The organism is Gottfriedia luciferensis, assembly GCF_002156865.1.
GTDB classification, from domain to species: Bacteria; Bacillota; Bacilli; order Bacillales; family Bacillaceae_G; genus Gottfriedia; species Gottfriedia luciferensis.
This window is the reverse complement of the sequence record NZ_NCTA01000034.1, coordinates 21391-46667: the sequence shown is the minus strand read 5'-3', so window position 1 is coordinate 46667 and position 25277 is coordinate 21391. Positions and strand designations below refer to the sequence as shown.

At 32.9% G+C, this 25277-nt stretch carries 25 protein-coding genes and 1 riboswitch; of the genes, 5 read left to right on the top strand and 20 right to left on the bottom strand.

The features are described 5' to 3' along the window. The first annotated feature begins 982 nt into the window (after positions 1–982). The gene (locus B7R67_RS17405) at positions 983–1570 is read left to right on the top strand and encodes a GNAT family protein (RefSeq protein WP_088072259.1); all 588 of its coding nucleotides are present in this window, start codon (positions 983–985) and stop codon (positions 1568–1570) included. A 155-nt stretch (positions 1571–1725) separates the two neighbouring features. Here B7R67_RS17405 and B7R67_RS17400 read toward each other — a convergent pair whose 3' ends face one another. The 17 genes from B7R67_RS17400 to B7R67_RS17320 all read right to left on the bottom strand — a co-directional run bounded on the left by B7R67_RS17400 (position 1726) and on the right by B7R67_RS17320 (position 16479). Beyond that, a complete protein-coding gene (locus tag B7R67_RS17400) occupies positions 1726–1974 on the bottom strand; it encodes a hypothetical protein (RefSeq protein WP_235822203.1) in 249 nt (82 codons plus the stop codon). Positions 1975–2472: 498 nt separating this feature from the next. Beyond that, on the bottom strand, positions 2473–3294 hold the full coding sequence (gene hisJ / locus B7R67_RS17395; protein WP_088072258.1) for a histidinol-phosphatase HisJ: 822 nt from the start codon (positions 3292–3294) through the stop codon (positions 2473–2475). Then, positions 3291–3938: a bifunctional phosphoribosyl-AMP cyclohydrolase/phosphoribosyl-ATP diphosphatase HisIE gene (hisIE, locus tag B7R67_RS17390; protein WP_208615669.1), complete on the bottom strand. Its 648-nt coding sequence runs from the start codon at positions 3936–3938 to the stop codon at positions 3291–3293. The genes hisJ and hisIE overlap by 4 nt, the downstream gene beginning before the upstream one ends. An 11-nt stretch (positions 3939–3949) precedes the next feature. Next, positions 3950–4708, bottom strand: a complete 759-nt coding sequence (gene hisF, locus B7R67_RS17385) for an imidazole glycerol phosphate synthase subunit HisF (protein WP_088072257.1) — start codon at positions 4706–4708, stop codon at positions 3950–3952. Beyond that, positions 4678–5409, bottom strand: coding sequence for a 1-(5-phosphoribosyl)-5-[(5-phosphoribosylamino)methylideneamino]imidazole-4-carboxamide isomerase (hisA, locus tag B7R67_RS17380; RefSeq protein ID WP_088072256.1), 732 nt, complete (start codon positions 5407–5409; stop codon positions 4678–4680). Before hisA ends, hisF begins: the two co-directional genes overlap by 31 nt. Further along, entirely contained in the window at positions 5387–6010 is a 624-nt protein-coding gene (gene hisH, locus B7R67_RS17375; RefSeq protein ID WP_088072255.1) for an imidazole glycerol phosphate synthase subunit HisH, read from the bottom strand. The genes hisA and hisH overlap by 23 nt, the downstream gene beginning before the upstream one ends. Before the next feature lies 1 nt (position 6011). Further along, on the bottom strand, positions 6012–6590 hold the full coding sequence (hisB, locus tag B7R67_RS17370) for an imidazoleglycerol-phosphate dehydratase HisB (protein ID WP_088072254.1): 579 nt from the start codon (positions 6588–6590) through the stop codon (positions 6012–6014). Continuing rightward, on the bottom strand, positions 6587–7873 hold the full coding sequence (gene hisD / locus B7R67_RS17365) for a histidinol dehydrogenase (protein WP_407920409.1): 1287 nt from the start codon (positions 7871–7873) through the stop codon (positions 6587–6589). Before hisD ends, hisB begins: the two co-directional genes overlap by 4 nt. Beyond that, positions 7854–8501: an ATP phosphoribosyltransferase gene (hisG, locus tag B7R67_RS17360; protein WP_088072252.1), complete on the bottom strand. Its 648-nt coding sequence runs from the start codon at positions 8499–8501 to the stop codon at positions 7854–7856. The genes hisD and hisG overlap by 20 nt, the downstream gene beginning before the upstream one ends. Beyond that, complete coding sequence (locus B7R67_RS17355) at positions 8498–9415, bottom strand: ATP phosphoribosyltransferase regulatory subunit (protein WP_088072251.1); 918 nt, start codon at positions 9413–9415, stop codon at positions 8498–8500. The genes hisG and B7R67_RS17355 overlap by 4 nt, the downstream gene beginning before the upstream one ends. Before the next feature lie 382 nt (positions 9416–9797). After that, positions 9798–10004 carry a hypothetical protein gene (locus B7R67_RS17350; protein ID WP_088072250.1) on the bottom strand — a complete coding sequence of 69 codons (207 nt, stop codon included), beginning with the start codon at positions 10002–10004 and terminating at the stop codon, positions 9798–9800. A 702-nt stretch (positions 10005–10706) separates the two neighbouring features. Beyond that, a complete protein-coding gene (gene hisC / locus B7R67_RS17345) occupies positions 10707–11789 on the bottom strand; it encodes a histidinol-phosphate transaminase (protein WP_088072249.1) in 1083 nt (360 codons plus the stop codon). A 230-nt stretch (positions 11790–12019) separates the two neighbouring features. Then, positions 12020–13171, bottom strand: coding sequence for a homogentisate 1,2-dioxygenase (locus B7R67_RS17340; protein ID WP_088072248.1), 1152 nt, complete (start codon positions 13169–13171; stop codon positions 12020–12022). Positions 13172–13181: 10 nt separating this feature from the next. Further along, positions 13182–14078 (bottom strand): fumarylacetoacetate hydrolase family protein, encoded by an 897-nt coding sequence (locus B7R67_RS17335; protein WP_088072247.1) that lies wholly within the window; start codon positions 14076–14078, stop codon positions 13182–13184. 4 nt (positions 14079–14082) lie between these two features. Beyond that, entirely contained in the window at positions 14083–14694 is a 612-nt protein-coding gene (locus B7R67_RS17330) for a flavin reductase family protein (protein WP_088072246.1), read from the bottom strand. 12 nt (positions 14695–14706) lie between these two features. After that, on the bottom strand, positions 14707–15822 hold the full coding sequence (gene hppD / locus B7R67_RS17325; protein ID WP_088072245.1) for a 4-hydroxyphenylpyruvate dioxygenase: 1116 nt from the start codon (positions 15820–15822) through the stop codon (positions 14707–14709). Between the two features lie 327 nt (positions 15823–16149). Then, the gene (locus B7R67_RS17320; protein ID WP_088072244.1) at positions 16150–16479 is read right to left on the bottom strand and encodes a winged helix-turn-helix transcriptional regulator; all 330 of its coding nucleotides are present in this window, start codon (positions 16477–16479) and stop codon (positions 16150–16152) included. Between the two features lie 400 nt (positions 16480–16879). Here B7R67_RS17320 and B7R67_RS17315 point away from each other — a divergent pair, with 400 nt between their 5' ends. Both B7R67_RS17315 and B7R67_RS17310 read left to right on the top strand, forming a co-directional pair. Then, a complete protein-coding gene (locus tag B7R67_RS17315) occupies positions 16880–17410 on the top strand; it encodes a flavodoxin family protein (RefSeq protein WP_088072243.1) in 531 nt (176 codons plus the stop codon). Between the two features lie 34 nt (positions 17411–17444). Beyond that, positions 17445–18602 (top strand): iron-containing alcohol dehydrogenase, encoded by a 1158-nt coding sequence (locus B7R67_RS17310; RefSeq protein WP_088072242.1) that lies wholly within the window; start codon positions 17445–17447, stop codon positions 18600–18602. Positions 18603–19500: 898 nt separating this feature from the next. Here the strand turns inward: B7R67_RS17310 and B7R67_RS17305 are convergent. After that, entirely contained in the window at positions 19501–20460 is a 960-nt protein-coding gene (locus tag B7R67_RS17305) for a carbohydrate kinase family protein (protein WP_088072241.1), read from the bottom strand. Between the two features lie 180 nt (positions 20461–20640). Beyond that, positions 20641–20685, top strand: a riboswitch (PreQ1 riboswitch). A gap of 5 nt (positions 20686–20690) precedes the next feature. Here B7R67_RS17305 and B7R67_RS17300 point away from each other — a divergent pair. Next, on the top strand, positions 20691–21173 hold the full coding sequence (locus B7R67_RS17300; protein WP_088072240.1) for a QueT transporter family protein: 483 nt from the start codon (positions 20691–20693) through the stop codon (positions 21171–21173). A 114-nt stretch (positions 21174–21287) separates the two neighbouring features. Here the strand turns inward: B7R67_RS17300 and B7R67_RS17295 are convergent, their stop codons facing one another. After that, a complete protein-coding gene (locus tag B7R67_RS17295; RefSeq protein WP_088072239.1) occupies positions 21288–21665 on the bottom strand; it encodes a VOC family protein in 378 nt (125 codons plus the stop codon). Positions 21666–21876: 211 nt separating this feature from the next. Here B7R67_RS17295 and B7R67_RS17290 point away from each other — a divergent pair, with 211 nt between their 5' ends. Then, on the top strand, positions 21877–22539 hold the full coding sequence (locus tag B7R67_RS17290) for an O-methyltransferase (RefSeq protein ID WP_088072238.1): 663 nt from the start codon (positions 21877–21879) through the stop codon (positions 22537–22539). A gap of 633 nt (positions 22540–23172) precedes the next feature. Here the strand turns inward: B7R67_RS17290 and mutL are convergent. Beyond that, a complete protein-coding gene (mutL, locus tag B7R67_RS17285) occupies positions 23173–25110 on the bottom strand; it encodes a DNA mismatch repair endonuclease MutL (protein WP_088072237.1) in 1938 nt (645 codons plus the stop codon). Positions 25111–25277: the final 167 nt, after the last annotated feature.

Genomic DNA, 25277 nt, shown 5'->3' with positions numbered 1-25277 from the left:
CAAATCATTTATTTCTAACTATTAAAGGAAGTATTTGAAGTATTTCCCTTTTTCATACAAGAAAAGTAATTAGCTTTTGTTCATCAAAAATTGATAATTTGTAAATAAGCAGCTCTGTTGATTTCCACTACAGGGAACTCGCTTTCCGTGGGGCGTGAGCTGAGCCTCCTCGGCAAGCCTGCGGGGTCTCAGCCTTCCCGCATCTCCCAGAGGAGTCGAGTACCCTTTCGTTCCAATCATCTTCTTTTAAAAAATTTATTTTCATAGAGAATTCTTTAGAAATTTAATAATAACCAAGTTTCTTTTTTAAATTAATCAATATGAAAAAGATAAATTACTAATAATTTCTTATAGTTCTTTATGGCACCGTTATATTCTCAGTCATCAAGAAGCTATGTGTTGATTTCCAATTAAGGGTATTTAGTGCAGGAACAAGGAAAGGCAGAATCGAAGAGTATTGAAAAGATATAAAAAAACTTTAGAGAATTATATTGAATTCCTCGATATACCTACTTTTAATATGCCCTTTCCTGCCACTGCCTTTCCCTCCCTTTCCTGCTTTCCCTGCATTCCCTGCCTATAATTTTGCAGGATTTAAGGAAGGTTTTATCGAACATTTATTTTTTAGGCTTGTTAATGTTAATTGTTGATTTTTTACAAAACACAATTTGAAAATGATTTTATGCAATTTAAAGACATTGATTGGAGTGGAAGGTGGGAGAACTAAAAAGCAGGAAGAGCAGGCAAGGCCGGGAAAGAAGGGGAAAACAGATTGATAGGAATACTGAAAGGAAATCAATAAAATTCTCTAAGGTCTTTTAATCTTTTTTCCTTTCTTTGATCCTGCTCTTTAGGGCATCCTGGAACGGAAATCATCAACATTCTTTTTTAACAGAACCATTTTTTAAGAAAACAAATATTTATTTAATCACACTCAATCTAATGAAGAAATCATACTTATTTTGAAAGAGAGAATGAAACTATGAAAACTGATATTGTGCAATCAATCAATTATAATCAAGCGCCTGATTCTGTACGTCGTGAGATTGCTGGATTACTGCATCGGGTTTGGCCGAATGCTTGTCCAATGCCGAATGAAAAGATCCCAGAAGCCCATGGTAAAGAACTAAATGCACACTCATTTTATACTTACATAGATGGAAAGTTAATTAGTTATGCAGGTGTAGTGCAAAAGACGATTAATCACGTAGGACAAACATTTAGTATAGCTGGACTTAGCTGTGTTGCGACTGATCCCGATTATCGCTACCAAGGGTTAGGTTTACGTACAGTAGTTGCCGCTACCCAATGGATTGAAAAACAAAGTGACATAGATTTTGGCATATTCACATGTAGTCCATCTTTAGCTAATTTCTATCATAATAGCGGTGCTTGGACAGTCGTAGAAGATGTGGTGCTGATTGGCAGTCGAGATGAGGGGGCTTTATCTAGTCGATCAATAGATGTTGTCGTTTTGATGCGTTTGTTTTCCGAGAAGGCTAAAGTACAAGAATCACTTTTGCGTCATTCCACAATTAGTCTGGATCTGCCAGTTGGTCAGTTTCTATAGCAAATCATATTAATATTAAATACTTTTATATAAAAAAGGACCGCTATTAATTGCATCTAATTGTTCGTTATGTCTAACAATTGAGATGCAGTTTAGAATAGCTGTCCTTTTTATATAATTTTTAACATTTTAGTTGCGGATAAGTATTTATTGTTTTAGTAAGGTGTTGGCGTTGCAGTACCTGGTGGTCTCCACCATGATTCAACTGTTTTCCAAGCTGTATTGAAATCATAGCCTCTTCCCATTAAATATCCGATTGCTACAGCTTCAGTTAATGCATGTTGATATCCAAGATGTTGTGCTTCACGTAATCCATGGCTAACAGCTGGATTTATGATGGATAAAACTTGTTGCGATGTCATTCCGCTTGTTTGTGGATTTCGATAAAAATCATAATAGTCCATCTAACACACCCCTTTCCATTTAGTAAAGTACACAGAAAAAATGCTTTTTGGGTACTTTATAAGCTATGTTGATATGGGTTAATGCGGAATAGGCTATTAACCCAACACCCGTTTTTTATTTTTGGCTCTGTTAGATACGTAGACATTTTCGAAAAAGATTTTATGGATTTATTCTCCTTAAACTTGCTTTTCCTTGTTCCTACCCTTAATAAATAATTTAAATAAAAGGCTCTGTTAATGTTAATTGTTTATATTTTACAAAACACATTTTTGAGAAAGATTTTATACGATTTAAAGACATTGATTGGAGTGGAAGGTGGGAGACTCCTATGGGAGTAGCGGGAAGGGTGAGACCCCGCAGGCTTGCCGAGGAGGCTAAAGCCTCACGCCCCATGGAAAGCGAGCATCCTGGAACGGAAATCATCAACATTCTTTTTTAACAGAGCCAAATAAAAAAAAACGACAAACTATGAATTAAATTTATCGTCAATCATACGCTTATTTTATATTTTCAAAAAACACATCATATCCACGACCAATATCTTCTACACCATGTGAATCAGATCCATACATAAATTCGATTTTTAATGATTTTGCTAACTGAACAACATGGTTTGGGGGATATGTTTCACCACAGAATGGTTTAAATAAACCTGCTGTATTGTAGTCTAAAATATAATTTTTTTCTTTTACTAAATTTAATAGATCAGTTTGTTTTTTTATGATCTTTGCTGTGTCTTCACATTTTAAAAATTGCATAAATTTATTGCATAAAGTCATATGCCCTATTCGATTTGGTTTGAATCGTCCAAAATCATCTAAAATTGATTGCTTTACTAAATCGTAGTATGCGATTTGAAATGCTTCTGTACTTCCATAATGTTTCACTAGTCCAACTAATGTATCTTCTGCTGAATAATCAATACAGTGGTAGCCATTATGACCTTCTAAATAATGAACTGATAAAATTCCAGTATCACAGTATTTACCATATTCTTTTAAAAAGTTTTTAAACCAAACCTCTTCATTAGGCAAATAATCATATTCGAATCCGATTTTTATTTGAATACGATCTTTATATTTTTCTCTCACTAAAAACATTTCCTTTAAATATTCATCTACATTTTTTTCGGACATAGCTAACGTATTAATCGCTTCTTCAGGCTTTAATGCGTTTTTAAATGAATCTGGAACTGGCGTATGCTCAGTAATATGATATTCACTGAATCCCAGTGCGATTGCTCTCTCAATCATTATTTCTACTTCATCACCAGTTCCGTGAGGGCAGTATTGTGTATGTGTGTGACCGTCAACTTTCAAGACTTTATTTTCTCCTTTCTCTTAAGAAGACTTTCACTGATGTCCTCAAGCTTAACTCCTTTTTCGACCATTAAAACGATTGTGTGATAGACAAGATCACTAATTTCATAAATTAATTCTTCTGTTCCTTGATTTTTAGCTCCAATTATTACTTCACTTGCCTCCTCACCGATTTTTTTCAAAATCTTATCAATTCCTTGTTCAAACAAATAAGTAGTGTAAGAACCTTCAATTGCATTCATTTTTCGATCAAGAATAACCTCATATAAATTCTTTAATAGATTTTGCGATTCATTTTGAACCGTATTCGTTTCATTATTTAATCGTAGTTTATCAGAAAAACAACTATAGCTACCTGTATGGCAAGCAACTCCTACTTGCTTTACTTGAAGTAAAATTGTATCTTGGTCGCAGTCATATGAAATCGTACTTACATACTGGTAATTTCCTGAGGTTTCACCTTTTTTCCAAAGAGATTGGCGGCTTCTACTATAAAATGTTGCAACTCCTGAATCAATCGTCATTTTTATCGATTCTATATTCATATAAGCTAACATCAATACTTCTTTTGAAGTAACATCTTGAACGATAGCAGGAACTAAGCCTTGGTCATTAAAACGAATATTTTCTATTTGAAAAGTCACTTTGTCTCCCCCTATAATCGTACTGAAACGTTTTTATCTTTTAAATAATTTTTTAAGTCCTTAATCTTTATTTCTCCAAAATGAAAAACTGAAGCAGCAAGCACTCCATCAATATTTGCATATTCGATTGCTTCATAAAAATGTTCTAGTTTGCCTGCCCCTCCTGATGCTATGATTGGAATATTTACTTCATCCGTAATTTTTTTCAATAGATCGATATCATATCCTCTTTTCATGCCATCCTCATCAATACTGTTTATAACAATTTCACCAGCACCTAGTTCTACACCTTTTTTTGCCCAATCGATTACGTCCCACTCAGTTTCTTTACGACCACCATTTATAAAAACTTTATATCTGCCATCTTTATTTTTCTTTGCATCAATTGAAAGTACTACACATTGTGAACCAAAGCGATCTGAAGCTTGTTTTATTAGATTTGGATTTAACACAGCAGCAGAATTTACTGAAACTTTGTCCGCACCATTTCTTAATAATTTTGTAAAATCTTCAATTGTTCGTACCCCTCCACCAACACTAAATGGAATACGTAATTCTTTGGCAACCTCTGAAACAAAATGTAATGAAATATCTCTTTCTTCATTTGAAGCTGTAATATCGTAAAAAACAAGCTCATCTGCTCCATTTTCACTATAGTATTTTCCGAGTTTACTAGGAGAATCTACATCTTGGATATTTGAAAATTGTTTTCCTTTTACGACTCGACCGTTACGAACGTCTAAGCACGGAATAATTCTTCTTGCAAGCATTTTATAGCCTCCTCTACCGTAAATTTTCTTTCATACAATGCTTTTCCAGAAATTGCACCATATATATTTAATTGGCTTAGTGCAAGAAGGTCATCAATTGAACTGACTCCGCCTGAAGCAATAATGTTTAAGTTCGTCTCATCATTAAGTTTTTTATAAGCTTCTAGATTTGGTCCACATAACATACCGTCTTTTGAAATATCAGTGTATACAACAGTTTTCACACCGAGTAATTCAAGTTGCTTACAAAAGTTAAAGCTATCTAGATTCGTAGATTCTTCCCAACCATTTATTGCAACATGACTATTTTTTGCATCTACACCAACGATAATTCGATCACCGTATTTTAAAATAGCTTGTTCTACTAGCTGAATATTTTTAATTGCCGCTGTTCCTAAAATGACTCGTTTAATGCCTAATTCTAACCAAAACGTAATTGTCTCAAGTGATCGAATTCCTCCTCCTAATTGAATTTCTAAATTCGTCTTTTGAACGATTTCTTTTACGATCGCTGCATTCTTACGTTCCCCGGTTCTTGCCCCATCTAAGTCAACAATGTGCAAAACTTTACTGCCAGCTTTTTCAAAATCTAAAGCAACCTCTAATGGTGATTTCTCATAGATTACAAGTCTATTAAAATCTCCTTGTTTTAGTCGAACACATTTACCATCCTTCAAATCAATTGCTGGAAATAGAATCATATAGGCACATCTCCTTAAATGCTTTTAATAAATTAAGACCAGTTTCTGAACTTTTTTCAGGATGGAATTGCATACCATAAATATTTCCAGTTTGGATAACCGCTGGAATTTTAACCCCGTAATCACTATAAGCAACCAGTTCATCGTCCGTTGAATTGACGTAAAAAGAATGAACAAAATATACATAATCTCCGTCTTTTATATATTTAAGTAATGGTTCATTTTTACTGAAAATTAACTTGTTCCAACCCATATGCGGAACTTTTACAAAGTTAGGGATTTGCATTACTTTACCAGGTATGAGCCCCAATCCTTTTGAACCATTGTTTTCTTCGCTAAATTCATATAGTAATTGCATTCCTAGGCATATCCCTAAAATAGGAGTACCATTTTTTACTTTGGATTGGATAATCTCTGTCAAATTTAGACGATTTAATTCGCTCATCGCAGCTTCAAATGCGCCTACTCCTGGTAGAATGATCGAAGAAGCCTGATTGACCTTTTTTATGTCATTACTAATTGCTACTTCTAATCCAATTTCTTCAAACGCTCTTTTTAACGAATCTAAATTACCTACGCCATAGTCAATAATAATGTTCAATTTATAACATTCCTTTCGTCGAAGGTAATCTTGTCGAAGTGATCTCAACCGCTTGTTTTATCGCTCTTCCGAAGCCTTTAAATAACGCTTCAATTTTATGGTGATCATTTTCTCCGTACAATACTTCCATATGACAATTCATCTTAGCTTCAGAGCTTAGTGCTTTAAAAAACTCTTTGAAATTTTGTGTATCAATTTTTCCTAGTCTATCTCTTACAGTTCGATCATTATAAACGAGATATGGTCTGCCGCTAAAATCGACCACTACTCTAGCTAATGATTCATCCATTGGAACATAAGATGAACCATACCGATTAATTCCAATTTTTTCACCTAATGCGTCTAATAAAGCTTTTCCGATTGCAATACCAACATCCTCTGTCGTGTGATGATCGTCGACTTCAAGATCTCCATCACAAATAATTTCTAAATCTATGCCACTATGAAATGCAAATAATGTTAGCATATGGTCTAAAAAACCAATTCCTGTCTGGATATTATTTATTCCTTCACCGTCTAAATTTAATTTCAAGTTTATGTTCGTCTCGTTTGTTTTTCGTGAAATAATTGCTGTTCTCACACTTGCTCCTCCTCAAAACGTATACTAATTGCTTTTGCATGGCCGTATAAACCTTCTTCATTTGCAATTATTTCAATATGTTGTTTTGCTTCATTTAATGCTTGTTTATTGTAATAAACAACTGAAGTTTTCTTTTGAAAATCATTCACATTTAATGGTGAAGTAAACCTTGCCGTACCACTAGTTGGTAATGTATGATTCGTGCCTGCATAATAATCTCCAACCGGTTCTGGCGTATAGTCGCCTAAAAAGATCGCTCCAGCATTTTTTATTTTATGAACAATTGACTCAGGGTTATTAATCATCACTTCTACATGCTCTGGTGCAATTTTATTAACAAACTCAATTCCTTCATCGATTGTTTTTACGACAATTATTGCGCCATAATTTTCGAAGGCACTCTTGATAATTTCTTTTCTTGGTTGTTTTTCTAATTGATTCGGTATTTCTTGTAGGATCGACCTTGCGAGTTTTTCTGAATTCGTGATGACAATACTTGATGCCATTTCATCATGCTCCGCTTGAGCCATTAAATCTGCCACTATATACTTTGGATTTGCAAATTCATCCGCTAATACAACTACCTCAGTTGGACCGGCAACCATGTCAATACCTACAACTCCAGAAACATATTTTTTAGCAAGCGCTACATAGATATTTCCAGGGCCAACTATTTTATCTACTTTTTGAATGCTTTCAGTACCATATGCGAGCGCGCCAATTGCTTGTGCACCACCTATTTTTAATACTTTTGTTGCCCCTGCAAGTTTAGCAGCTACTAAAATTGAAGGTTTAATTTTCCCTTCTTTATTCGGAGGAGTAACAATGATAATTTCATCTACCCCGGCTAATTTCGCAGGAATTACATTCATTAAAACGGTTGAAGGATATGCAGCTTTTCCACCTGGGATATAAACGCCAACTTTTTCGATTGGATGAATGATTTGTTTAACGTAATGATTTTCCCCATTAATTTTATAGCCGTCTTGTAATTGTTTTTCATGATATTTTTCAATATTTTTCTTCGCTTGAATTAATGCATTGATCAATTCTTCATCTGTCTGTTCCATTGCTTCATTAAATTCATCTTCACTTACCTCAAAGTTTTCTAGTTTCACATCATCATAGATTAACGAGTATTGCCTTACTGCTTCATCGCCATTTTCTTTTATATTTAATAAAATCTTTTCAATACTTTTTACAATATCCAAAGTTTGTAAATTAGTTCGGTTAAGAATGTTTTCAAGCTTCTCATTTTGTTGATCAATTGATAAAATTTCCAACATATGCATCCTTTCCTTTCTTTACTTTTTCTAGAAATTGTGAAATTCGTAAATGATTAAATCGATAACTAACTCGATTTGAAATGATTCTCGCACTAATTGGAATCATCTTTTCTAAAATTACTAAACCATTCGCTTTTAAGGTGCTTCCAGTTTCAACTAAATCGACAATAATATCTGACATCCCTACGATTGGTGCTAGTTCTACTGAACCATTTAAATAAATTAATTCGATTGGTTGCCTATTCTGAAAATATTTTGACGTTATATTTGGATATTTTGTTGCAATTTTTAATGGTTCATCACCTCGATTTAGTAAAGTTCCTGGAAAACCCGCAGCTGCAAAAATACAATTGCCAAGTTCTAAATCCATCAATTCGTACACATCTTTTTCTTGCTCTAGTAAACTATCCTTCCCTACAAATCCGAGATCAGCCACTCCGCGTTCCACATATGTAGCGACATCTACAGGCTTAACAACTAAATATTTGATTTTGTTCATCTCATCTACAAAAATTAACTTTCTAGTTATCGAATCGATGACATTTCCATAACCTGCATGTATTAATATTTTTATTACTTCTTCTTCAAGTCTTCCTTTTGCTAAAGCTATCGTAAGCCAACTCATTTATCATCCCTCATTTGACTTGTAATCCAAGCATCTGTGTCGATTGAAAAACCAATCGCATCAAGTCTATTTTCCGAATCTTCAGACACTAAAAGATAGCGTCCTCCACTCAAAACCTCTTTGTTTAAATTGTCATAATATCCTTTGATGACAATCCCATCGTAATAATCAAATTTATTTACGATTGATAAATCTAGATGAATAAACGGACTAATTTCTTGTAATTTAATTAGTTTTTCAACCGCATTTTCCATCTCAACATTTAAAATGCAGCTCCTGATTATTGTATTAAGTTTTTCACCTTTACCTTGTAATTTAAAAAGTTGATCAAACACATTTTTACCTTGTAACGGTAGGTTGATCGACTGAATATACCGTTCTAATTCATCTTTGTTTTTTAAATAAATTAACTTCTTCAATTTTGCTTTTTGGGGTTCTGATAATTTACATGCTTTAAATAGCCCATCTAAAAATCCAGTGTGACCAATTTCCAGTATGAATGGAACACTACTTAGTAAATCAATTGCCATTACAATTACTTCAATCTCTGTTGACTCACTAATACTGCCTAAATTCTCAATACCAAATTGATTAATTTCTTGAATTTCTAAACCAAGATTTCGATAGATGGTTGATTGATAAAATACTTTACATTTTTCCTGCTTTAAAGCGATCGGGTAAATTTCTTTCATCAAAGCACTCGTTAAATCTGGTCTTAGCAATAAAATTTGCTGTAATCGAGTTAAAACAACTACTAGATCTTCGCGAGATAATCTAGGGTTTCTACTAGAGAAAGAGTCATACTCTTCAAAAAGCTGAGGACGAAACGGTATATAACCTCGTTCAATCGCATAATCTTCCATCTTTCGTTTATATTGATAATGCATTAAAGACTGTTTTAATTTCCCTTCCACTAAAAGATCCCCTTTCTTTGAAAAATAAAAAGGCCATACAGGTTAATGCCTGCATGGCCTTTTGGCACGACACAAGCACCTTTTTCGTAACACGAAGAGGGCTTGTATCTACGGTCAATTTTTATCCGTAGATTCAAACCCTGGGTGGATGATGATGTTGTAACCCAATAATCGTGCGTGCGAAAATCATGTTTATGTCTCCTTTATCTTTTTATTTTTATTCATATTAATGAATTTAATTATAGTTGTCAATACATTTTGACAAATTAAAATTTTAAAAAGGTTCACATTAAGGTTTTTTAATTAATAGCTCATTTTCACTAAACAGCTGCTTTATTACGTTTATGAAAATATTGCATGTGCTAGTACACTAATTTTTCTATCAGTTATTTTTTAATTTCTTTAAAGTTCTTTGGTAAAAAAGTTCATTAATTCCTTGAATTACAATCAACGTTAAAGCCATAGTAGATAAAATATTTGAAGGAATTTCATAAAAAGTATAATCAATAAACATTAGTAATAACACTATACATATTTTAATAATTTTAGCTTTAAAAGCTTCTTTTTTTATTAATTCAATATTATTCAATAAAAACCCTCTTTTACTATTTAGAATCTATTCCCTTTTATTTAAGAATTGGAACATTAACAATTTTCATTAGTCTTTCATGGTTACTACTTTTATGCCATTTATCATCCTTCCTATGTTATGTGATTTATTTCACTCTTCAAGCTTAACAAATATAAAATGGAATGATTATCCAAAAAATGAATACTTTATGTCGTTTTTTGTCATTCATCAAAGATTAAGTAATCAAAGTTTTTTTGCTAATTAATGAAATTAATTCACGCTTAAATTAAATGAATTCTACTAATTTAAGAAAACAAAAAATCGTCATTTTCAAATGACGATTAACTCAGAAATATATAATGGTTAATATGAATAAAGGTCATTAAAAAGACAATCCTTTTTTTATTTGTCGTTCAAACTGTTTATTAATTTGTTCTAAGTAAAGGTTATTTTTAATGTTTTTTAATGAATACATTTTATTGAAGTATAAGTTGATTGGAACGAAAGGATGCTCGACTCCTATGGGAAATGCGGAAAGGCTGAGACCCCGCAGGCTTGCCGAGGAGGCTCAGGTTTCGCCCCATGGAAAGCGAGAATCCTGTAGTGGAAATGAACATCACTCAACTTCCTTTACGAAAATTTGATCATTAGTTGACAAAATTATATTTCAATAAAGTAAAAAAAAATCGTCATTTTTCAAATGACGATTTTCTACACTCATTATATTTTCGAAGTATTTTTCGTTAACGCAGCTTTTAAATTTAAAATTAATCCTTCATTTTCAGCTGCAGTACCAATTGTAATTCGAATACCATTAGGGAATGCACGGATAATGTATCCTTTTGATTCCAAATCTTTAAAGATTTCTTGGCTATTTTCAACTGGAACAAAAATGAAGTTAGCTTGAGATGGATAGTATTCTATTCCATAATCATTTAAAAATGTTTCATATTGTTCCATACCTTTTTTATTTTCTTCAATACAGTTTTTGATAAAGACTTGATCATCAAGTGCTGCCATTGCTGCCACTTGGGATACCATTGATGTGTTAAATGGAAGTCTTGCTATATTTAATTCCTCAATTAATTTACTATTTGCAATCCCATACCCTATACGGAATGAAGCTAGGCCGTATGCTTTTGAAAATGTTCTTAAAACAATTAGATTATCAAATTGTTTTAACAATGAAATTGTATCAGGGAAATCAGATGCCGATACATATTCAACATAAGCTTCATCTACAACTACAAAAGTTGAGCTAGGGATTTTTTCTAAAAATTCTACTAGTTTACGAGTGCCTATATATGTACCTGTTGGATTATTTGGATTACAGATCCAAACGATTTTTGTATTATTATCTACTTCTGACAACATCGTGTCTAAATCATGAACACCATTTACTAAAGGTACTTTTCTAACTTCTGCACCTTCAATCACTGCATGATGAGCATATTGTGAAAAAGTTTGTGAAGCTTGGACAATATTGTGTTCACTCGTTAGCAATGCTCGACTAATCATTTGAATGACTTCGTCAGCGCCACTTCCAAATATTAATTGATTAGGCTGTATATTTAAGAAGTTCGCTAATTTCACGCTTATTTCTTCTGTCGCCCCATCAGGATAAATCGCAAATTTACTTACTACATTACGTAGTTCTTCAAAAACTTTAGGAGAACAACCAAACGGATTTTCATTTGATGCAAGCTTTACTACTTTTTCAAGACCATATTCTCGCATAACTACTTCACTTGGTTTACCTGGTGTATATGCTTGAAGGGTCAAAATTTGTGGTTTCACGTACATTTTGATTTCTCCTTTTATTCAAATTTTTGTATAATGTTGCTAGTTTATCATATTAAGTTGCTATTAATCTAGTTTTATTTTCAAGAATATTCCTAATTATCTAGTACTTATACTCACCGATGCTAGAACGAACAAAGGATAAAATACACTGTTTTACTTGAATACCTTTTATGTTTTTGGTACTGGATGAGGAGCTTTCGATTTCAAATAAAAAGTAGAATCAAAAGACTCTACTTTTCAATCCAACTACTCATATATGCAGGATCCTCAAATGGATGTGCTTCTTTTACTACATAAAGCGGTCTAAATGTATCGATCATAACCGCTAATTCTAATGTTTCTTTCTTACCAATACTACCTTCTGTTTTACCTGGATGTGGTCCATGAGGGATACCTGATGGGTGTAAAGTTATCGATTCTTGTTCAATTCCTTTCCTACTCATGAAGTTACCTTCAACATAGTATAGGACTTCATCACTATTTACATTACTATGAACATAAGGTGCAGGAACTGCTTCTGGATGATAATCATATAATCTTGGAACGAATGAACAAACAACGAAATTATGTCCTTCGAATGTTTGATGAACTGGTGGTGGCTGATGAATTCTACCTGTAATCGGTTCGAAATCCTCAATATTAAAAGCCCATGGATATAAATACCCATCCCAGCCTACTACGTCGAATGGATGATGTGTTAGAACATGTTTGTAAAGGTTTCCTCTTGCTCTAGTTAGAACAGTAAATTCACCTTTTTCATCAAAAGTTTCTAACGTTTCTGGCCCTCTAAAATCACGTTCACAAAACGGACTATGCTCTAGCATTTGACCATACTCATTCCGATAACGTTTTGGAGTCGTTAATTGGCTATTCGATTCTACAATTAAGAACTTTGTATCATCATTAGGAACTACTTTGTAAATCGTACCAATCGGGATCATAATGTAATCCCCTTTACGGTAAGTAATTGTTCCAAACATTGTTTGGATTTCACCAGAACCATAATGGACGAAGAGCATTTCATCGCCTTCACCATTTCGATAAAAATGGCGACTTTCTTCAGTTACATTCGCTACTGCTATTAACAAGTCAGAGTTCCCTAAAATATAAACTCTTCCTTCTAACGCATCACCAGATCGTTCTATATTTTTCGTACGAATATGACGATGTTGTAGTGAAGATTGTTCTTCAAATTCAATGTGAAGCGATTTATAAAATGCTGTTTCACTTACCGACGTTGGCATATGGTTATGATATAAAATCGATTGAGTACCCGAAAATCCTTTTGTACCCATTACTTGTTCTCTATATAATGAACCATCTTCTTTACGGAATTGAATATGCCTTTTTCTTGGTATTTTACCTAAACTACGATAGTACACAGATTTCCCCTCACTTTCTAACAGTATTTCGTAATGTACCTAATCCGGTAATGCTTAGCTCAACGACATCCCCATCTTCTAACCAGCGATGCTTCTCTTCACCAAGCTCTAAAATACAACCTGTTCCAACAGTTCCAGAGCCAATAACATCTCCAGGATATAAGGTGACATTTTTTGAAGCGTGAGCGATTAATTCAGCAACTGAATAATAAATTGAAGTAAAATTGCCACTAGAAATGACTTTCCCATTTACCGCAGCAGTCATTTCCAAATCATAGCTTTTTTCTGTTCTATATTGTTCAATTTCATCTTTTGTTACAATCCATGGTCCTAAAGAAGTTGCAAAATCCTTGCCTTTTGAAGGACCTAGGCCAACTTTTACTTCATGTGCTTGAATATCTCTTGCACTCCAGTCATTCAAAATTGTATAGCCTAGAATGTAGTCATCCGCTTCTTCAACTGAAATATTTTTGCCTTCTTTACCGATTACACAAGCGATTTCTAATTCAAAATCCATTCTTTTGCAATTAGTTGGAATGCTTACAGAATCATCTGGTCCAATAACCGCTCGATGATTTGTAAAATAGAAAACAGGAACGTCATACCATTCAGGTATCATTTCTAAGCCTCTTTTTCCACGAGCAGTTTTTACATGCTCCTCAAATGCATAAAAATCACGGATACTTTGTGGTTTTGGTAATGGTGCTCGCAATTGAACAGAAGAAAGTGGAATCCACTCTTCTGTTAACTCTGCAATTTCATTTTTATAGTTTTCATAGTTTTCTAGAATTGTTAGCAGATCGGCTGGAATTCGTCCATTACTAACCTTATTTAGGTCAATTACTTTGTCTTCAATTAGTAATCCTGCTTTCTCTTTACCATCATATTGAAAAGTAATAAGTTTCATACATTCACCTTTTTCTTTCAATTGCAAAAGTATCAGAAATAGCACGTGAATATGAATGTCCAGCAAGGCGACCTACAGGATTTAGCTTTTCAGTATTTATTTTGCCATCCTCATATAATTCATCATTTATATGAACATTAACAACTTTACCAATTACTAAACTACCAGCACCTTTGTTCTCACCAAAATGTAATAGCTCATGAAGCTCACATTCTAGTCCTACTAAACTCTCTTTTACTCGTGGAACTTGTACAGTTGTTCCCTCAACTTTTGTAAGGCCAACTTGTTCAAATTCATCTACTCCATATGGAAAATCAGTAGCAGCATTATTAACATGCTCGCAAATTTCTTCACTTACAATATTAATAATGAATTTTTTTGTAAGTTCGATATTTTTTAATGTGTCTTTTTTCTCGCCATCTGTTCCTCGAATCATCGGTGCAAAGCACACTAGCATCGGGTCAGCACAAATTGCTGTAAAGAAACTAAAAGGTGCAACATTCGCTACACCTTCAGTATTTACAGTTGAAACAAAAGCAATTGGACGAGGTAACACTGAACCAATTAACAGCTTATAAGCATCTTGCCATGGTAAAGTATCCGGTCTAATTTCCATTGTTACAACTCCTTATAGATTTCCTCGAAGCTCTTGCTCGCGCTCGATTGATTCGAATAATGCTTTGAAGTTACCATCTCCGAATCCTCTAGCACCTTTACGTTGAATGATTTCAATAAATAAAGTCGGACGGTCTACGATTGGACGAGTAAAGATTTGTAATAAATACCCTTCATCATCACGGTCTACTAAAATCTTTAATTCTCTTAATTTCTCAATATCTTCATCAATTTTTCCAACGCGCTCTGTTAACATATCATAATACGTATCTGGTGTTTTTAAGAATTCTACACCTAATGCTCTAAGTTTCGTAACAGTATCAACAATATCCTCAGTTAATAAAGCAATATGTTGTACGCCTGGTCCATTGTTATAGTCTAAGTACTCTTGAATTTGTGATTTCTTTTTACCATCAGCAGGTTCATTAATCGGGAATTTAATTCTGCTTCCATTTGTCATAACTTTTGACATTAATGCAGAATACTCAGTACTAATATCATCATCATCAAAATGGATCATTGATTGGAATCCCATTACATTTTCATAATAAGAAACCCATTCTTCCATTTTTTCAACGTTACCAACTACATGGTCAAGTGCGATTAAGCCAGTTTCATTTACTGGAATTGTGAAAGCACGATCTTTAAATCCTGGTAAGAAAGGACCATTGTAATCGCCTTTTTCGATTAATGTGTGAATTGTATCACCATAAGTTCCGATTACTGCTTTTTTAACTGTTCCATATTCATCACTAATTTCAGTTGGAGGTAAGATTTTAATTGCTCCACGGTTTACTGCCCCTTGATATGCTTTTTCAATATCATCAACTAATAAAGCGATATCTTTTACGCCATCACCGTGTTTTTTTACAAACTCAGCAATTTTAGAATCCTCTTTTAAAGTTCCAGTAATCACTAGACGGATTGATCCATTTTTTAGTACATAAGAAACTTTATCACGCACTTTTGTTTCTAAACCAGAGTATGCTACTGGCGTAAACCCAAAAGTGTTTGCGAAGAAATAAGCTGTTTGTTTCGCATTACCTACATATAATTCTAAATGATGAACATCTTGTACTGGAAAAACATCATAGCTAGTTTTTGCTTGTTTTAATTCATTTTGCTTCATTATAATTTCCCCCTATAAGATACGATTTTTGTGAAGAAAAAAACTATGTAAAAACGTTAAGTAAACGCTTACAAAACAAATAAACTGCATAATAAAAAAATTCTTAACAAGGATGACGAACCGCCAAGAATATCACTTAAAATTATATGGGCATTCCTCCTTTAAATGAACACACAACCTTTACTACTATATTAATGTAAAGATCAATTTATGATTCGATTTCACATTTATATAGTAGTTTCTAAATTAATTATTTCTACACTTTTTTTGAAATTCCTTCAAAAAAAATTCAATTAATTAAAATTTCTGTCGTTTTTTAAAATTCAATTAATTCTCCATCACATTTTGCTTTTTCTTTATATGATGACCACCCCATGCACATAATGCATCCAAAATTGGTTTCATTGATTCTCCATATTCATTTAATTCATACTCTACTTTCGGTGGTATTTGATCATACGTTATGCGATTAATCAGTCCATCAGCTTCTAATTCTCGCAATTGCTGCGTTAACATTTTTTGCGTTATTTTCGGCATTAATTTTCTAAGCTCATTCGTTCTCTTTTTTCCAGTTTCTAAATGGCAAAGAATAATACATTTCCACTTTCCACCTATTACCTCAATCGCAGCCTCAATTGGCATATTATAATCCTTCATAAAATCCTCCGTCATTCTTTCGTTCGTTTTTCGCAAATATAGTGAAACTTATTATCCCATTTGGAATTTAAAACTCTGTTAGAAATGAGTTCTGTGTAGAGAAAAGTCTTATTTAAACCAAATCTAACTTGTTCAAATATTACTAAATTAACATTTCTTCGTTAAATTATCCATAAATATAGCATAGTACTATTTTATTATCCACTTCATAACATAAGTCATTAGTTAACGAAGCTTTCCTAAATTAGTCAAACTTATTTCTTCTAATTCAATTCATTTTATAGGAACTTTTTAGTGCCTATGGAACTATTTAGTACGTACTTTATCTTTTGTCTGTTTTCCTTCATACTACTTAGGTTACAAAAAATATTCTTTTTATTTGAAAGGAGTCGTATACACTATGTTTATTCTTCATGGAAGTTCTAGAGAAAATGGTAATACTGAACAATTAACAAATTTAATCACGAAAGATGTAAAGACGACTGAAGTTCATTTACGTCATAAAAATATAAAAGCAATTAATGATCAAAGACACGAATCAACTGGATTTCAACCAATTGATGATGACTATGAAGAAATTATTAAAGAAATGCTTGATCATGAGACGATTATTTTTTCAACTCCTCTCTATTGGTATGGAATGAGTGGTTATATGAAAAACTTTATCGATCGTTGGTCTCAAAGTCTTCGTGATAAAGAGCTTCAATTCGCAGATAAAATGAAGGGCAAAAAAATGTATGTGGTAATTGTAGGTGGAGATAATCCAAAAATGAAAGCTCTTCCTTTAATCTTACAATTTAAACATATTTTTGAATTTGTTGGCGCATCATTCGAAGGGTATATTATAGGCGTAGGAAATACACCTGGAGCAATATTAGAAGATGAAGAAACAATTCAACAAGCAAAATTATTAAATGAATCTTTAAAGTAAAATATTCGTAACTAGTAATAGAAGGAGCAATACATTGATTTCATTTTTACAACATAATCCAACTAAATTATGGTTTGGGAAAAACCAAATCGAGCAAATTACAAGCGAAGTACAAAATTATCATCGTATCTTAATCGTTTATGGCGGTGGCAGTATTAAAAAAAATGGTGTATACGATGATGTAATGCAACAATTATCTGGAAAAACTGTGTTCGAACTTTCCGGAGTTGAGCCAAACCCAAGACTTTCGACAGTTCAAAAAGGTATCCAAATTTGTAGGGATGAAAAGATTGATTTCATTTTAGCTGTTGGTGGAGGCAGTGTTATAGACTGTGTTAAAGCAATTGCAATTGGGGTACCTTACGAAGGGGATGTTTGGGATATTATAACACGTAAATCTCAGGCAAATGATGCAACTCCTTTTGGAACTGTTTTAACTTTAGCAGCAACAGGTTCAGAAATGAATTGTACTTCTGTAATTTCTAATATGGAAGTGAATGAAAAAAGAGGCTGGAGTAATCCACTAGTTTTCCCTAAATTTTCAATTTTAGATCCAACTTACACATTTTCTGTACCTTTGGATCAAACCATTTATGGAATCGTTGATATCATGTCGCATGCTTTAGAACAATATTTCCATCGTGTAAGCAATACACCAATGATTGATCGTTTTATTGAAAGTGTTCTAATAACTGTCATTGAAGCTGGTAGTAAGCTTGTTAACGATTTAGAAAACTATGACTTACGTGAAACGATTATGTATGCTGGTACAACTGCTTTTAATGATACATTATTAAATGGAACAGATGGTGGAGACTGGGCTTCTCATCAAATTGAGCATGCTGTCTCTGCCATTTACGATATCCCTCATGGCGGTGGTTTAGCGATTATTTTCCCAAATTGGTTAAGCCATTGCTTAGACTTTGACCCAAGCAGAATTAAAATGCTTGCTACAAATGTATTTGGAATTTCTGAAGAAGGAAAAACAACGAAACAAGTAGCAGAAGAAGGTATTGAAGCACTTAGAAGTTTTTGGAACTCAATTGGAGCTCCAAATCGACTTGCAGATTACCAAATTGATGACTCTCGATTAGATGAACTAGTTGAAAAGTCATTCGTAAAACCAGTCGTTGGTGGATATAAAATTTTAGATAAAGAAAGTGCTAGAGACATTTTAGTCCGCTCACTTTAATTTTTAAGGAACCTTGTAGTATGTACAGGGTTCCTTTTCGTTGTATTAATTGTTTATATATATATGTACTAATTTATTTTGAGTAGAAATTGTTCAATAATTTGGTATTTACAAATGGTTTTTAGATATTTTTTTAAGAATATGAATGGAACGAAAGGATGTTCGACTCCTATGTGAAAGGCAGGAAATACAGATAGGAAATATATTATATATAGGAATTCAATAAAAAACTCTACAGTCTTTTAATATCTTTTCCTTTCACTTTCCCCTTGATCCTGCCTTCCTTATTCCTGCTCTTCATCATGAATCCTGTAGTGGAATTCAACAAGCACATACTTTTCATCACTAAGAATTAGTATAGAAAGAATCATTTTTCACCAACACAAAAAAGAACCTCGTCATGAATGAGATTCTTTTCAGAGTGTTGAAATATATATCGATCAATTTGAAAAAAGGTCATTAAGTGAACATTTTTGAAATAAAGTTAGTATTTTTGATCATCTATTTATGAATAGAAATGTTAATCTGTTTTGAGTATTTTTTTCATTAGTTAAAATATTAAATACTAATTTTTAGAAAATGAATTCAAAGCTTATAGGACGATGCTTTTTTTGAGTTTGTCGTTAAGCTGATTAATATTAACCTTTTTTAATGAATACTTTTTTTAAAAGGATAAGTTAATTGGAACGAAAGGATGCTCGACTCCTATGGGAAATGCGGAAAGGCTGAGACCCCGCAGGCTTGCCGAGGAGGCTCAGGTTTCGCCCCATGGAAAGCGAGCATCCTGTAGTGGAAATTAACATCACTCAACTTCCTTTACAAAAATTTGGTCATTATTTGACAAGATAATTTTTCAACAGTGTGAAAAGAACCTCATCATAAATGAGGTTCTTTTTTACTAAAATTTCATTTCTACCCAATTTAAATCATTTAAATGATGATCTACAACGTTACAGCACATATTTGGGTTAATTGTTTCTACATGTGAAATGGTAATTGACGACATTGTTACTGCAAATTTAACCGTGTCCACAATGTCCATATTATTCATGTAACCATAACCAATACCTGCTACTAGTGCATCACCGGCTCCAGTTACATTTACGACTGAAATACCGTCGGCTTTAATGATTCCCTCTTCTATTCCATTGTTGTAATAGATTCCTTCAGCATCTAAGCTTATAAATACATTTGTAACCCCTAATTCTCGGAAATATCTCCCTGCTTTTCGAACATCTTCGATCGATGTAATATCAAATCCACATAAAACCTCAGCTTCGTGACGATTTGGTTTAATCGTATGAAAATATTGAATGTAATCTTTAATTTTTGAGGCTTTTGATGCAGATACAGGGTCTAGAATAAATTTTGTATCTTTGTGAAAATTTGTTAATAAATAAGCTAAAATACTTGGATTGTCCGCGTCTACTACCATATATTCAGCATTTCTGATCACGTCTATTTTCTTGTTAATAAATTCTTCAGTAAAATTATTTGTAATCGTTAAATCAACTACTGCTGAAACCATCTCTCCAGACTCATCTAAAATGGCTAAATAGGTTGGTGTTGATTCACCTTTTATGATTAAAGTATCGTCCATATCAATATTAATGTTTCTTGCATGATTTAACATGTTAATCCCGTTTATATCATCACCAATTACAGAAATAAACTTCGTATTTAAGTTAATCTTTGCCATATTCTCGGCAATATTACGGCAAACACCTCCAAATGATACTTTTACACTACCTGGATTTGAATCAAATGGGCGATAATTCTTTTTCGTAAAACCAATAATATCACATATAGAAACACCAAATACTAATATATATGGATTCGATGAAGAAGGTATTGTCATTTTGTCAGTCCTTTCAGTCTAGATTGAAAGATAGATAATTACTTTATTTAGTCAATTATATCAGTATAGTAAAATTTTATTAAGATATTTTTATGATTTTTTTACAAAAATTAATTCTTTTTTATCATTGACTAATCCTCGCAAAAAGTATAATATATAAACTTGCGTTAAAATTTATATTTTTACGTGGTTCGAAAACCTCCCACGAAAAAAAACTAAGGAGAAACAAAATGAAATTAAAAACAATCGCTGTAAATGGAGTATTTGCTGCTCTTTATATCGCAGTAACATACTTTGTTCAACCATTCGGATTTACGAATATACAATTTCGTGTTTCAGAAATATTCAATCATTTAGTTGTATTTAATAAAAAGTACATATTTGGAGTAGTTTTAGGTGTTTTTTTAGCAAACTTATTTTCTCCACTTGGTGCTTATGATTTGATTTTTGGAGTTGGTCAATCGATTATTTCATTACTAATCACGATTGCTACATCAAAATTCATTAAAGGGATCATTCCAAGAATGATCATTAACACAATAGTTTTCACTATAACTATGTTCTTAATTGCAATTGAACTAAAACTTGCTCTTGGATTTCCATTTCCAATTACTTATTTAACAACCGCTGTTGGAGAATTTGTTGTAATGGTTGTTGGTATACCAGTCATGTACTATTTAAATAAACGTATTAAATTCGAGCATCTTATGTAATGAACGTGGGTTTGCATAGGTTGATGCTTTCAGAATTTCCGTTAGGTGAAAGTGGTTTACCTACTCAAAAAAGAGTTGTTTCCAAATTAGGAAACAACTCTTTTTAATTATGTATTATTTGTCTTCTCTTAAAATATATTCGTTACCATCTTGATCATAGAAAGAGAACATTGTTCCAAAAGGCATTCTCATTAAATCATCAACTTTTACGCCGTTTTGTTTCATTTTTTCATATGCAGCTTCAACATCCGTTGTACTAAATAATAAAGAAGGATGAGCAACTTTTTCTGGCTTGTGCTTTTCCATTGAAGATTTAGAGTAAAGAACTAATGTAGTAAATTCACTTTCACTTGGTGCTACTTCAATCCATTTTGCGTCTTGTCCCATTGGCATTTCATATTTTAAAACAAAACCGACTTTGTTAATCCAAAAATCTTTTGCTGCTTCTTGGTCTTGTACATAAACAGTAACTTTACCTATTTTGTTAATCATTTTTATAACTCCTTCTGGATAATATTACTAATCAATTTAATTTTATCAAACCCAAATCTATAAAACAAATCCATTTTCCTCACCATTACCTTCTAGTGATGACACTTGTTTTTTCATCTTTTCTCGATTGTCGGAAATTTTTTACTACAATTAACCATATATTGTATTTGTAAAGAACAAGAGAAGATTACTTTAAAGGAGAATCTAACATATGAGTAATAAGGTTTGGAATGACGTGGATGAATATATTATTGAAAAATTAATACCAGATAACCAAACATTAGAAAATGTATTGATCGCCAATAAACAAGCTGGTCTCCCAAAAATTGATGTATCTCCGACATATGGCAAACTACTTTATCTACTAGCAAAGATTAAAGGTGCTAAACAGATTTTAGAAATTGGTACATTAGGTGGATATAGTAGTATTTGGCTTGCTCGTGCCCTTCCTGAAGACGGTAAATTAATTACGCTAGAAATCAACCCCGAACATGCAAAAGTAGCTGAAAAAAATATCCTTGATGCAAATTGTCAAAATAAAGTAAAGGTTATTGTAGGTAAAGCATTAGAAAGTTTACATACACTAACAGAATCTAATCAATTGTTTGACTTAATCTTTATTGATGCAGATAAACCAAACAACCCTCATTATCTTGAATTGGCATTAAGATTAGCAAAATCTGGTTCATTAATAATAGCAGATAATGTCGTTAGAAATGGTGAGGTTTCAGATGAAAGTAATCATGATGAAAGTGTTTTAGGTATTAGAAAAATGATGGATATCTTATCAAATGATCCACGAATAGAATCAACCGCAATCCAAACTGTTGGATTAAAGGGATACGATGGATTTGTACTCAGCGTTGTAAAATAATAGGATTATGTAAAGTAAAAAGGATAGTAGTCATACTAACAATCCTAAAAAAGGCTCTGTTAAAAAAGTATGTTGATGATTTCCTTTCCAGGATGCTCGCTTTCCATGGGGCGTGAGGCTTTAGCCTCCTCGGCAAGCCTGCGGGGTCTCACCCTTCCCGCTACTCCCATAGGAGTCTCCCACCTTCCACTCCAATCAATGTTTTTAAATTGTATAAAATCTTTCTCAAAAATGTGTTTTGTAAAATATCAACAATTAACATTAACACAGCCTTAAAAAAAATCAAATCTTAAAAGACAATGCTTTTTTTGAAATTATTGTTCAACCTGATGAATACTTTAATAAAAGAATAAGAAGATTGAAACGAAATGATGCTGGACACCTATGTGAAAGGCAGGGAAAGCAGATAGGAAATATATTTTATATAGATTAATAAATTACTCTAAAGCCTTTTAATATCTTTTATTTCAACTTCCCCTTGATCCTGCCTTTCCTTATTCCTGCTCTTCAGCATGCATACTGTAGTGGAAATGAACATCACTCAACTTCCTTTACGAGCAATTAGTAATTATTTGATAGAATTATTTTTCAACAGCGTAAAAAAAAGGATAGAAACTAACTATCCTTTTTCTATTACATTACTCGTTTAAACATTTTTTCTAATTCATACGAACTAAAATGAATGACAATTGGACGACCATGTGGACAAGTAAATGGATTGGTTGATTTTCTTAGCGATTCAAGTAAACTAAAAATTTCATCGTTCGTTATGAATTGATTCGCTTTAATAGATGCTTTACAGCTCATCATGATAGCTTTTTCTTCTCGTAATTTTTTTATATTAATTGTTCCACGTTTTAAAAGCTCTTGAATCATTTCATCAATTAATGTCTCCTCTTGCCCTTCTGGAAACCAGTTTGGATGTTCACGGATTACATAGCTATTTGAGCCAAACTTTTCTATAAACAGTCCTACTTCTTGAAGCTCATCATGATATTGGTCTAATAGAATTGCTTGTTCAGGTGAGACATCAAATGTAATTGGTATTAGTAGCGTTTGAAGTTCGGATGCTACTTCGCCAATTTTTTCTTTAAAATATTCATAATAGATTCTTTCTTGTGCAGCATGTTGGTCAATTAAATACAATCCGTTCTCATTCTGAGCAATGATATACGTACCATGCATCTGACCGATTGGATAAAGCGGAGGTAATTGATCAATCGTTTGATCATCATAAATCTCTTCTTTAATCACGACAGTCTCTTCAATCTTTTGTTCTACTTCTTGTTTAGTATTTGAATCATTTTCGTCACTATAATTGTTGAAATAAATACTTTCATAATCAATTGGCGGCTCTTGTTCTGTTTGATTCGAAGTTTCGTTCATTTCCCAATTCTCTTCAATGATAGAACGATTCGTTTGATTTGGTATCGAACTAGAGTCGGTTATCGTTCTATGGTCATTTTGCAATGAAAAAGGTAGTTTCTTCTCTACTTCCTCTCTTGATGTATGTTCAAATGAAAAAGTAGATTGTTCACTATATATTTTTTCTTTTGGTGCACTTCTAGTAATTTCAGGAATTAGCGAACGACCTCTGAAAACTTTTTTGATGCTTTCGCTAATTAATGTAAATAATTGATCTTCTTTACTAAAACGTACTTCTTGTTTAGTAGGATGCACATTCACATCGACTAATTGAGGATCCATTTTTACAAATAGTGCAACAATTGGAAAGCGCCCAATTGGTAATAACGTATGATACCCCTCACTAATTGATTTATTCACTCCATAATGTTTTACATATCTTCCATTTACATAAAGTGAAATATAATTTCTTGTCGCACGCGTATATTCTGGCATTGATAAATATCCTTCAATTTGAAAATCTAATGATTCACCTTTAAAATGAACCATGTTTTTAGCAATTTGAAGACCATATAACGAAGCTAGAATTTGTCTTGCGTCACCGTTTCCATTGCTTCGGAACATTAATTTATCATTATGCTTTAAATCAAATGCTATATGAGGATTCGCTAATGCCAATCGATAAACAACGTCTGTCACATTACTCAATTCGGTTTGAACAGTTCGCATATATTTCAAGCGAGCTGGAGTATTAAAAAATAAATTAGATACTTCTATGCTTGTCCCTTTCGATTTCGCAATCTCGTTTTGGGATTGTAAAACTCCGCCTTTTAAAACGGTCTCAATAGCTGGGCCGTTTTCTGTAGAAGTTTTTACAGTTACATAACTAACTGATGCGATACTCGGCAATGCTTCACCTCGAAAGCCTAACGTACGAATACGAAATAAATCATTTTCATCTTTTATCTTACTTGTAGCATGACGTTCAAAAGCGAGTACGCTATCTTCTTTTGTCATTCCTTCCCCATTATCACTTACAAATATTCTCGAAAGGCCACCGTCATTTATTTCAATTGTTATACGAGTACTTACTGCATCAATTGCATTTTCAAGTAATTCTTTAACAACTGACGATGGTCGTTCAACTACTTCACCAGCAGCTATTTGATTCGCTAATATTTCATCTAATTTTTTTATCTTTGACATTTGCTTCCTCCTTTCAGAAACAGATTGATTGAAGAATAAAAAGAAAGGACTTCCAGACTATTGGCAAACGCTCGCTTTCTTCGTTGCTTCACCAGCCTGTGGTGCTCATTACCGTCTATGGTAACTTCGCTCCTCGTCTGGTTTCGCACCTCGAAAGACAAGCGTAT